The organism is Streptosporangium sp. NPDC048047, assembly GCF_040653115.1.
Lineage (GTDB): Bacteria > Actinomycetota > Actinomycetes > Streptosporangiales > Streptosporangiaceae > Streptosporangium.
This window is the reverse complement of record NZ_JBEZNH010000102.1, coordinates 1-10,869: the sequence shown is the minus strand read 5'-3', so window position 1 is coordinate 10,869 and position 10,869 is coordinate 1. Positions and strand designations below refer to the sequence as shown.

The following is a 10,869-nucleotide window of genomic DNA, read 5'->3' as shown; positions in this document are numbered from 1 at the left end:
CGGTGTCTGGACTGAGGAACGCAGCCGCGGAGCGGCGGAGTGACGAGGGAAGACACCGGGTCAAGAGCCCCGCGCTGCGACGCGCAGCGTCGCCATGAACAGGGAGCGAAGCGAGCGAACGACGAGGGAAGACATCGGGTCAAGAGCCCCGCGCTGCGACGCGCAGCGTCGCCATGAACAGGGAGCGCAGCGAGTGAACGACGAGGGAAGACATCGGGTAAGAGCCCCCGAGCCGCGACGCGCCAGCGTCGCAATGAACACAGTCACCCTCGGGGCCGTTCAGCTCCGGTCGGCGCACGGCGACGTCGCCGCCAACCTGGAGGCGATCGAGGACCTCACCGCCGCGGCCGCCGCGGCCGGCGCGAGGGTGGTCGTGACCCCCGAGATGGCCCTGACCGGCTACCTGTGGTCCTCCGAGGAGCATGTGCGGCCCTTCGCCGAGCCGGTGGACGGGCCGTCCGTGCGGCGGCTCACCCGGCTGTGCCGTACCACCGGGGCCTGGCTGGTGCTCGGCATGCCCGAACTCGACCCCGATCTGGGCACCCTGCACAACACGTGCGTGCTCATCGGCCCCGACGGGCCGGCCGGCTCCTACCGCAAGACCCAGGCGTTCGTCGCCGACCCTCTGTGGGCGGTCGACGGTCACCTGCCGCCACCGGTGTGGGACACCCCCGCGGGCCGTGTCACCCCGTTGATCTGCGCCGACGCCGACTACCCCGAGCCGGCCCGGTACGCCGCGCTACACGGCGCCGACTGGATCGCGCTGCCCACCGCCTGGGTGGCCGAGCCCGGCCCCAGCGCCACCTGGCGACTGCGAGCCTGGGAGAACGGCCTGCCGCTGGTCGCGGCCGACCAGGCCGGAGCCGAGACCCTCGCCGGCAACTCCTTCCAGTTCAGCGGCGGAAGCTGCGTGCTCGACCACACCGGGGCCGTCGCCGCCGCCCTGGACGACGGCTCCGGATTCGTCGTCGCCACCCTGGACCTCGACGCCGCGGCCGCCGCGCGCCACCAGCGGCTGGCCGCCCGGCGGCCAGCGGAGTACGGCCCACTGGCCCGCTCGACCGTCTGGCCGCGCGCCGACCGCGAGGCGCTGACCACGCCACCCGGCGGCATGCCCTCGTCCGGCGGGGCGTTTTCGCCCGGCGGGGCGTCTTCAGCCGAGACCGGATCGGGGATCGGGACAGTGTCCGAAGCCGGGACCGTGTCCGAGACCGGGATTGGGGCCGTATTCGAGGCCGGGGACACGACCGGGGCCGGAGAGGGGCGGACGGTGGGCGTCGCCGTGCTGGCCGGGCCCGCCGGTGATCTGCCCGCTCCGCCCGAGGGCACCGACCTCGCCGTGCTGCCCGCCTTCCACCTGACCGGTGGCGTCCCCGACCCGGACCGGGCCCGGACCGCGCTGGAGGAACTGCGCGCCTGGTGCGAACGGCACCGCTGCGAAGCGGTGACCGCGCTGGCCGTACCCGGCGACGACGAGAGGGGCGCGGAGATCGCTCGCGGGACGGAGATCGCGGACGGCCCGGGTGGTCCGGAGAGGCCGGACGGCGTGGGCCGCGATGGCGGCGCGGACGACCCGGGCGGCGCGGACGGCCCGCGGGGCCCGGTCCGGTACGCGGTCACGCTCGTCACCTCCGGCGGGGAGGCCGCCCGCCGCCACGTCACCCATCTGGGCGCGCACGCCGCCTGGGCCGAGCCGGGCGATGAGCCGCCGGCGGTCGTCACCCGGCCGTGGGGCTCCCTCGGGCTGCTGGCAGGGGAGGAACTGGAGCCCTTCGAACCCTCACGGGTGCTCGCGGTGCTCGGCGCCGACGTCCTCGCGGTGCCCGCCGCGGTGGACTGGCCGTATCCGGTGCCCTTCCCCGGCACCCGGGTCCCGCTGAACCCGGCCGTACTGCGCGGCCCCGAACCCGCCTTCGCCCACCCCGCCCGTTTGCGCGCCGGTGACTCCCACGTCTGGATCGCCCTGGCCAACGCCGGCGTGACGCCCGGTGGCGTCTTCGGCCCCGACCACGTCACGGTGCCCCGCGAGGAGGCGCTGAACACGGGGATAGGCTGGACGAGACTGCGGTGCGCGGTGCGGGGCACGAACGGCGCGGGGGAGACGTGCGCGGTGAAACCGCAGCTGGCACGGCGCCGGACCGACCTGTTCGGCGCGGAGATGCTGCGACGGCCCCGCTGACCGGCGGCCGCCGGGGCGGCCGCGCGGAGGGCGGTGGAAAGCCATGGCGGTGACGATCCGGCGACTGCTGGCCAACGCCCGCCTCGGACTGCGGGTGGTTCTGGGCCACGAAGGGCTCGACCAGCCGGTGCGCTGGGTGGCGGTGTCCGAGCAACCCGACCCCACACCCTGGCTCGACGGCGCCGAACTGCTGCTGACCAGCGGCATGTGGTTGTGCGACCAGGCCGACCCCGCCGCGACGGCCGAGCGGTGGGCGGCCCGGCTCGCCGAAGCCGGGGCCCGAGCCGTCGGCTTCGGCCTCGACCCCTGGTTCCCCGAAGTCCCCGCCGAGATCGTCCAGGCCACCCGCCGCCACCGGCTGACGCTGATCGAAGTCCCGAGCCGCACGCCGTTCGTCGCGGTGGACCGGGCCGTGGCCGACCTGAACGCCACCGAGGCGCGGCGCGAGGCCGAGCAGGCCAGAAAGGTGCAGCAGCAGCTCGCCGAGGCCGGATACGCCGGACGGCAGGCCGTGGCCGACCGGCTGGCACGGGAACTGCACGGCTGGGTCGCCGTGCTGGACGCCGGGCACGCCGTGGCACTGCGCGCGCCCACCGGCGCAGGCCCCGCCGCCGAGGCGCTCACCGATCTGGCCCGCCAGGGCGACCGATCAGGGCGGCACATCCTTCAGGTCGAGCTGGACGGGGTGCCGGTGACCGCGGTTCCGCTGGGCCCGGCCCGCGGCCGGCGCGGCACGCTCTGCGTCGGCGCGCTCGCGGTCGGCGAGCGGCCCATGTGGGCCGCCGGGATCATCGGCACCGCCGCCGCCCTGCTCACCGTGCTCGACCGGGGCGGAGAACGCGAGCTGCGCCGTACGGTCGCCGGGCTGCTGGCCGAGGGCGACGCCCGTTCGGCCGCGCGGGTGGCCGCGGTGGCGGACCTGCCGCTGCCCGGGGAGTTCGCAGCCGTCACGCTGGTCGGCTCCGGCCGCCGCCGCGCCGCCGAACGGATCGTGGCGGCCGGCGGCTGGGCGGCCGGCGACGGCCGGTCCGGTACGGTCGTGCTCGTCATCCCAGGGTTCACTGAGGAACGGCTGGAATCCCTGCTCGACGGCGCCCGCGCCGGGATCGCCACGCCCAAGCCGCTCGACGGGATCCCGGCCGGTATCCGCGAGTCCGGACTGGCCGCCCAGCTGACCCGCCCCGACCGGCCGGCGGTGTGCTACGCCGACACGCCCGCGATGGAGCTGGACCGGCTGCTGGTGTCACCCGAGGCGGAGCGGTTCGCGGACGCGCTGCTCGCGCCCGTGACCGAGGCGGCCGACGGCGAGACGCTGATCGCCGCCGCCCGGGCATGGGTCGCGGCCAACCACCATTGGGACCCGGCCGCCGCTGCGACGGGCGTGCACCGCGAGACGCTGCGCGCCCGGCTGCGCCGCCTAGCGAACCTGACCGGCCTGGACCTGGACTCACCCACCGACCGCCTCGCCCTCTCCCTGTTCATTGCGACGCTGGCGCGTCGCGGCTCGGGGTAGTGCTCATTGCGACGCTGGCGCGTCGCGGCTCGGGGGCTCTTACCCGATGTCTTCCCTCGTCGCTCACTCGCTGCGCTCGCTCCCTCCTCAGTCCAGACACCGGCGCTCCCTCGCGGGTCCAGACACCGGCGCCCCCTCGCGGGTCCAGGCACCGGAGTTCCCGAGCGGGTCCGTCAGCGGCGCCCCCTCGTGGGTGCGGCGTGGAAGTCGGGCTGGGACGGGTAGGAGCGGGTGATGTTGTTCATTTTCGGTCTTCGTACCGTCGTCCAGCGGCTCGGCATGATCACTCTTGTCTGCCGCAACTGCGGTAACACCGCGGCCCAGGCGCTGGCGAAGCGGGTGACGAAGTTCAGCCTCTTCTTCATCCCGATCTTCCCGGTGCGGACGAGACACATGATGCAGTGCACGTACTGCGGGGCCGCCTACGACGTCTCCCGGGACGAGATGAAGAGGCTCCGGAGCGGCGTCGGCCCGGCCCGGCTCGGGGGATTCTGAGAGGGACGGCTCAGCGGACGGCGTAGGCGCCCAGGGACGGTTCCAGGAGGTCGAAGACCTGGGTGGCCGAAGTGTGCAGGGCCGCGGCGACGGTGTCCTCGTCCTCGCCGTCCAGGGTGCGGCGGATCGCCTCACCGAACAGCACCCGGAGGGCCGAGACGAGTTGCCCGGCCACCATGCGGGCGATGACGTCGCCGGTCGTCCCATCCGCCCCGTCCGTGCCGGGTTCTCCGGCCAGTACCGCCGCCAGGGCCGTCTCGCGCTGCTCGTGGAGCTCGCGGAGCCTGGCCAGCAGCGCGGGGCTGCCGGTCACCGTACGGGCGAACGGGCGACCGGAGAAGCCTAGTAGCGCGTCGCGGCGCTCCAGCGCCGCGAAGTAGTCACGGCGTAGCGCGGCCAGGGCGGACTCGCCGGACGCCCGTTCGGCCACCGTGCGCGCCGGATGGGCGACGATCTCGTCATGCAGGTCGAGGACCAGGTCCTCCTTGCGCGGGAAGTAGTTGGTGACGGTCATCTTCGCCACCTCGGCCGCCTGTGCGATCTCGGCGATCGTGACCTCGTCGAAGCCGCGCTCGATGAACATCCGCGTCGCGATGTTCGAGATCTGCTGCCGCGTCTCCTTCTTCTTGCGTTCCCGCAGGCCCATCGGCCGGGTCGTCATACCGCCATCTTAGAGCTCTTTGCTGGGTCGAAGACAGAATCAGACTTGAGTCATTTTTATGACGAGTATATATTTTGAATCGACCTAACAAGAGAGGCCGGGAAGGACGACCATGAAGCAGGGAATCCCCCTGGAGGGGATCTCCGCCGAGCCGCCGAGGCTGATGGCGGTGCACGCCCATCCCGACGACGAGTCCAGCAAGGGCGCGGCGACGCTGGCGCGCTACGCCGCCGAGGGAGCCGAGGTCCTGGTGGTCACCTGTACCGGTGGCGAGCGCGGTGCCGTGCTCAACCCGGCGATGGACCGTCCCGAGGTGCGCGCCGACCTGCCGGCCGTACGGCGGGCGGAGATGGAACGGGCCCGGGAGATCCTCGGTGTACGGCAGCACTTCCTTGGCTTCACCGACTCCGGGCTGCCCGCAGAGGGCGACCCGCTGCCGGAGGGCTGCTTCGCCACCCAGCCCCTCGATGTCGCCGTACGGGCGCTGACCGCCGAGATCCGCGAGTTCCGCCCGCACGTGGTCGTCACCTACGACGAGACCGGCGGCTACCCGCACCCCGACCACGTCATGACCCACCGGGTGACGGCGGCGGCGTTCGACGCGGCCGGAGACCCCGCCCGCCACCCCGGGACCGGTGCCCCCTGGCGTCCGCTCAAGTTGTACTACCTGGCGACGCTGTCCCGGGCCTGGTTCGCCGCGATGCACGAGGCGATGACCGCTCGCGGACTCGACTCCGGGATGGGCCCGCTGCTGGAGGGCTGGCCGGAGACCGCACCCACCCCGGAGGTCACCACGCGCGTCCGCTGCGACGGCTATTTCGCGGTGCGAGACCGGGCGCTGCTGGCGCACGCCACCCAGATCACCCCGGGTGAGAGCTTCATGCGGCACCCACGCGACATCGAGCGGGAGGTCTGGCCGACCGAGGACTACCACCTGGCCCGCCCCCTGGTCCCGGTGGACCTGCCGGAGGATGATCTGTTCGCGGGCTTATGGTGACGCTGGCGTTGTGTGGTTGCGATGCCGCGCGTCGCGGCGTCGTACTCATGGCGACGCTGCGTGTCGCGGCTCGGGGGCGCCCCGAGCGGGCTCACGGGGTCTGGATACGTAAAGTTCCCGATGCGCGGGGCGGCGTGGCGGCTTAGCGTCTGCGGAGTCGAGAACCCCTCAGGCAAGGTGAGCCCATGCGCGTGCTGACCGTGTTCCTCTCCGCCTTCCTGTCCACCGTCGCGTCGGCCGCGACCCTCACCGCCTCCGCGGCGGGGCCCGCCGCGGCCGAGACCAAGCCGTCATCCACCCGGACCGATGTCGTCTACCAGCGAGCCGCCTTCCCCGAGGGTGCCGCCGAGGGCGTGAGGGCAGGGGACACCCTGGCCTTCGCCTCCGCCGCCGGGACCACCTCCTACACCGACGCCCTGGGCACCCGTACCTGGGAGTACGCCCGCTGGACCGGCCCCGAGCGACAGGTCGGCTTCTCCGCCACCGAGCTGGTCGCCTCCTGGACGGCCGACACCCCGGCCGGGAGCTGGGTGCAGATCGAGATGCGCGGACGCAACGCCGCCGGGCTGAGCAAGTGGTATGTCATGGGCCGCTGGGCCTACGGCGAGGGCGACATCCGCCGCACCTCGGTCTCCGGGCAGGGCGACGCCGACGGCACCGTCTCGGTCGACACCTTCGTCGCCGCGTCGGGACGGCCGATCACCGCCTACCAGCTGCGTGTCACGCTGCACCGCACGCCCGGCTCCACCGTGGCCCCCGTCGTGCGGAGTCTGGGCGCGATGGCCTCGGCCGTCCCTGAGCGCAAACGCGTGACGGCCAGCCCGGGTGGCCCGGCGTGGGGGATCGAGCTGAACGTGCCGCGCCGCTCCCAGAACGTCCACACGGGCCACTACCCCGAGTGGGACGGCGGCGGCCAGGCGTGGTGCAGTCCGACCTCCACCACGATGGTGCTCGGTTACTGGGGCGCCTGGCCCAGTGAGGAGGACACCTCCTGGGTGGATCCTTCCGACCCCGATCCGGAGGTGGACTACGCCGCCCGCCACACCTACGACCACGCCTACCAGGGGGCCGGCAACTGGCCCTTCAACACCGCCTATGCCGGGCGGTACGGCATGGAGGGCTTCGTCACCAGGCTGCGGTCGCTGACCGAGCTGGAGCGCTTCATCGCCGCGGGCATTCCGGTGATCACCTCCCAGTCGTTCAAGGAGAACGAGCTGCCCGGCGCCGGCTACGGCACCGACGGCCACATCATGGTGATCGTCGGGTTCACCTCCGCCGGCGACGTGATCGCCAACGATCCCGCCTCACCGAGCGACGACGCGGTGCGCCACGTCTATCCGCGGGGTGACTTCGAGAACGTGTGGCAGCGCAGCTCCAGCAGCGGCGGCATCGTCTACGTCATCCACCCGCCGGGTCACGCCCTGCCCGCCACCGCGCCGGGCCTGCCCGCCAACTGGTGAGAAGACCTCCACCCGGGAATCCGCGCGGTGAGCCCTGCGGATTCCCGGGCTCCCGCCGCACGGGGCACGCAGGCCACCGGCTCTTCCGGCGGTGTGAGCGGGGATGCCACGCTCGGCCGTGTCATGGCTTCCCGGCAGCCGCCCCGGGCGATGGCCCCAGCAGCGGCAGGGGCCATCGCCCGGGGCGATGCCCGGTGAGTGGAGGTACGGGAGCTCAGCCGTCGACCGTGACCGAAGCGAACCGGTAGTTCGTGTAGCCGTTCTCGTCTCCGGAGTGCCTCCGGCCGGTCATGACGTGGTAGGGGCTCGCCGACACGGAGTGGCTGCTCTCACGCAGATTCGAGCTCCACGGCCCGGAGACGAGCCTCAGCTGCCTGCCCTGCCACCACAGCGCGCCCGACTCGTAGTTCGTGTAGCCGTTCTCGTCTCCGCTGTGCCACCGGCCGGTGATGACCCGGTTGTCGGAGGTCTCGTAGAACGAGCTGCTCTCCTTCTGGCTGGGGCTCCAGCCTCGGGACTCCACCGTCACCTGTTCGCCGTTGATGAGGATCCGGCTGCAGGAGTACTTCGTGTAGGCGTTCTCGTCTCCGGAGTGCGCACGGCCGGTCATGACCTGGTTGACGGGGCAGGTGAAGTGGACGCCCGCCGATTCCTTGACGCTGCTGACGGTCTGGAGCTGGACCTCGACCGTGTAGACCGCGGCGCTGGCGGGAGCCGTCGGCACCAGCGCCAGGGTGGACAGAGCCGCCGTCGCCGTCGCCGCGAGCAGAGCCTTCTTGGTCTTCTTCACGTTCCTCGGTTTCCTTTCGGACGTCGTTCCGGGTGATGAGAACGCATGTGGCGGCGGTTCACGCCGGCCGCCGGAGCCGGTGGTGCGCCGATCCCGCCCACATGACGCCTGCGTACGGGGGAGAGCCGCCGCAGGCGGTGTCGATCTCGATCTCATGGTGGCCGCCGCCGGTCCACCGGGGCGTCCTTCTCGCGGGGGAGCGCTGATCGGCCGCGCGAATTACTCCCCGCACTGCATTTCGCAATAAGTGGGAACAGAAAAGGCAATAAAGGAAAACCAAAATGAACAGGCGGATCGCATTCCTGTCGGCGGCCTTCCTCCCGGGCCAACCGGTGACGCCTCCTCCGGGGTTCCTCGTTTGAGGGCGACTCAGGGGGTAAGAGGGACGTCGTCGCAGCTCAGGCGTGGACGTGTGACACGCCGTCCGGCGTCCCGATAGGAGGAGAGCGATGAAGGCCCTTACCTGGCACGGCAAGCGAGACGTACGTGTCGAGGACGTTCCGGACCCGTTGATCAAGGAACCCACCGACGCGATCATCAAGGTCACCACGACCGCGATCTGCGGTTCCGACCTCCACCTTTACGAGGTGCTGGGACCGTTCCTCGGGCAGGGGGACGTCCTCGGGCACGAGCCGATGGGCATCGTGGAGGAGGTCGGTGCGGAGGTCACGCACATCAAACCGGGTGACCGGGTCGTCGTCCCGTTCAACATCTCCTGCGGCCGCTGCCACATGTGCGACATGAAGCTGTACGCCCAGTGCGAGACCACGCAGGTGCGCGAGTACGGCACCGGGGCCGCGCTGCTCGGCTACACCAAGCTGTACGGCCAGGTCCCCGGCGGGCAGGCCGAGTACCTCCGGGTCCCGCAGGCGCACTTCGGGCCGATCAAGGTGCCCGACGGGCCGCCGGACGAGCGGTTCGTCTACCTCTCCGACGTCCTGCCCACCTCCTGGCAGGCCGTGGACTACGCCTGCGTCCCCGACGGCGGCAGCGTCACGGTCTTCGGTCTGGGCCCGATCGGGCAGATGTCCGCCCGGATCGCCAAGCACCTGGGCTACCGCGTGATCGGCATCGACGCCGTACCCGAGCGGCTGGAGATGGCGCGCCGGCACGGCGTGGAGATCCTGGACTCCTCCGCGACCCCGGACGTGCCGGAGGCGGTCCGCGAGCTGACCGGCGGCCGGGGCACCGACTCCGTCATCGACGCGGTCGGCATGGAGGCGCACGGCTCCCCGGTCGCCAAGGTGGCCCAGACCGTCACCGGGCTCCTGCCCGACGCGATCGCCGCACCGCTGATGACCAACGCCGGCGTGGACCGGCTGGCCGTCCTGTACCAGGCCATCGACACGGTACGGCGCGGCGGCACGATCTCGATCTCCGGCGTCTACGGCGGCGCGGCCGACCCGCTGCCGATGCTGAAGATGTTCGACAAGGGCATCACCTTGCGCATGGGTCAGGCGCACGTCAAGCGCTGGATCGACGACCTGATGCCGCTGGTGGCCGACGACTCCGACCCGCTGGGCGTCATGGACCTGGCGACGCACCGGCTGCCGCTGGCGGAGGCCCCGCACGGCTACGAGATCTTCCAGAAGAAGCAGGACGGAGCCATCAAGGTCCTCCTGAACCCCTGAGAGACCCCGAGAAGACGTCCCCCCTGAACAGGCGGGTCCCCCGTGGACCCCGTACCCGAAGGAGATAGGCCATGGACGCCATCGTGCTGCTGAAGGACGACCACAAGATGGTCGAGAAGCTGTTCAAGGAGTTCGAGCAGGCGGGCGAGACCGCTTACAAGAAGAAGCAGGAGATCGTCGAGAAGATCTCCCAGGAGCTGTGCCGGCACGCCTACATCGAGGAGGCGATCTTCTACCCGGAGGCGCGCGCCGAGGTGCCCGACACCTCCGACCACGTCCTCGAGAGCGTGGAGGAGCACCACGTCGTGGCCTGGCTGCTGTCGGAGCTGAAGGGGATGGACCCCAAGGACGAGCGGTTCGACGCCAAGGTGACCGTTCTCATCGAGAACGTGCGCCACCACGTCAAGGAGGAGGAAGAGGACTGGTTCCCCCAGGTCCGTGAGGCCCTGGGGCGCAACAGGCTCCAGGAACTCGGCGAGCGGATGGAGAAGGCCAAGGCCGAGGCTCCGTCCGACCCGCTGGCGCTGGCCAGCGCCCGCCAGTAGGGCGCCGGCGGCGCGGCGGGGCGTCGCCGGGGAGGACCCGGTGGGAACACCGCCGGGAGCGCCCGTCAGGGCGCCTGAGACGACACGCGGGCCCCGGCCTCATCCGAGGCCGGGGCCCGCTTTTCCCGGAAGGCCGTCACGCCTGCCGGGGAATCTGCTCGGTGACCGTGAAGGCCACCCCTCCACCCTCGTCGACGTCGGCGTCCAGGGACTTGTCGTCGAGCAGGTCCGCCGCCTTGGGGTCCAGGAAGACGCGCGCTCCGCCCGTCTCGACCACCTTGTCCTCGGACTGCGGCCCTTCCACGATCGACAGCAGCAGAGAGTCCGTGCCGTCGCTCTGCGAGGAGATGCGGACCCCGGTGTCCGTCGACTCTCCTACCTGGGAGCTGAGATTCCGGATCACCTGTGCGGCGTTATCGGTCATTGTGAGCATTGCAACTCCTTGTCCGAATTGAGGTTGGACTCTCCGCCCTTGCCCGATTACGGCAGGCCCAACACATGAACAGCCGGATTTCCCGTCACCGCCCATCCCATCCCTGTACATGGACCCGCGAGGGGGCGCCGGTGTCTGGACTGAGGAACGCAGCCGCGAAGCGGC

General features: G+C 71.6%; 10 protein-coding genes. 7 read left to right on the top strand and 3 right to left on the bottom strand.

Features of this window, described 5'->3' with window-relative positions:
• Positions 1-253 precede the first annotated feature (253 nt).
• The 3 genes from AB0D67_RS38385 to AB0D67_RS38375 all read left to right on the top strand — a co-directional run bounded on the left by AB0D67_RS38385 (position 254) and on the right by AB0D67_RS38375 (position 4,187).
• Entirely contained in the window at positions 254-2,179 is a 1,926-nt protein-coding gene (locus AB0D67_RS38385; protein WP_362947157.1) for a nitrilase-related carbon-nitrogen hydrolase, read from the top strand.
• A 43-nt stretch (positions 2,180-2,222) separates the two neighbouring features.
• Entirely contained in the window at positions 2,223-3,692 is a 1,470-nt protein-coding gene (locus AB0D67_RS38380; RefSeq protein ID WP_362947154.1) for a PucR family transcriptional regulator, read from the top strand.
• A 234-nt stretch (positions 3,693-3,926) separates the two neighbouring features.
• Positions 3,927-4,187: a zinc-ribbon domain-containing protein gene (locus AB0D67_RS38375; protein WP_362947152.1), complete on the top strand. Its 261-nt coding sequence runs from the start codon at positions 3,927-3,929 to the stop codon at positions 4,185-4,187.
• A 10-nt stretch (positions 4,188-4,197) separates the two neighbouring features.
• On the opposite strand, the gene AB0D67_RS38370 is transcribed toward AB0D67_RS38375, so the two are convergent.
• The gene (locus tag AB0D67_RS38370) at positions 4,198-4,848 is read right to left on the bottom strand and encodes a TetR family transcriptional regulator (RefSeq protein WP_362947149.1); all 651 of its coding nucleotides are present in this window, start codon (positions 4,846-4,848) and stop codon (positions 4,198-4,200) included.
• A 112-nt stretch (positions 4,849-4,960) separates the two neighbouring features.
• Here AB0D67_RS38370 and mca point away from each other — a divergent pair, with 112 nt between their 5' ends.
• Both mca and AB0D67_RS38360 read left to right on the top strand, forming a co-directional pair.
• On the top strand, positions 4,961-5,845 hold the full coding sequence (gene mca / locus AB0D67_RS38365) for a mycothiol conjugate amidase Mca (protein WP_362947147.1): 885 nt from the start codon (positions 4,961-4,963) through the stop codon (positions 5,843-5,845).
• 185 nt (positions 5,846-6,030) lie between these two features.
• Positions 6,031-7,305: a C39 family peptidase gene (locus AB0D67_RS38360; RefSeq protein WP_362947144.1), complete on the top strand. Its 1,275-nt coding sequence runs from the start codon at positions 6,031-6,033 to the stop codon at positions 7,303-7,305.
• A 214-nt stretch (positions 7,306-7,519) separates the two neighbouring features.
• Here the strand turns inward: AB0D67_RS38360 and AB0D67_RS38355 are convergent, their stop codons facing one another.
• Positions 7,520-8,095, bottom strand: a complete 576-nt coding sequence (locus AB0D67_RS38355) for a hypothetical protein (RefSeq protein WP_362947141.1) — start codon at positions 8,093-8,095, stop codon at positions 7,520-7,522.
• Positions 8,096-8,544: 449 nt separating this feature from the next.
• Here AB0D67_RS38355 and AB0D67_RS38350 point away from each other — a divergent pair, with 449 nt between their 5' ends.
• Both AB0D67_RS38350 and AB0D67_RS38345 read left to right on the top strand, forming a co-directional pair.
• Entirely contained in the window at positions 8,545-9,726 is a 1,182-nt protein-coding gene (locus AB0D67_RS38350) for a zinc-dependent alcohol dehydrogenase (RefSeq protein WP_362947138.1), read from the top strand.
• Positions 9,727-9,797: 71 nt separating this feature from the next.
• On the top strand, positions 9,798-10,271 hold the full coding sequence (locus tag AB0D67_RS38345) for a hemerythrin domain-containing protein (RefSeq protein ID WP_362947135.1): 474 nt from the start codon (positions 9,798-9,800) through the stop codon (positions 10,269-10,271).
• Between the two features lie 136 nt (positions 10,272-10,407).
• Here the strand turns inward: AB0D67_RS38345 and AB0D67_RS38340 are convergent, their stop codons facing one another.
• Complete coding sequence (locus AB0D67_RS38340) at positions 10,408-10,704, bottom strand: iron-sulfur cluster biosynthesis family protein (RefSeq protein WP_362947132.1); 297 nt, start codon at positions 10,702-10,704, stop codon at positions 10,408-10,410.
• Positions 10,705-10,869: the final 165 nt, after the last annotated feature.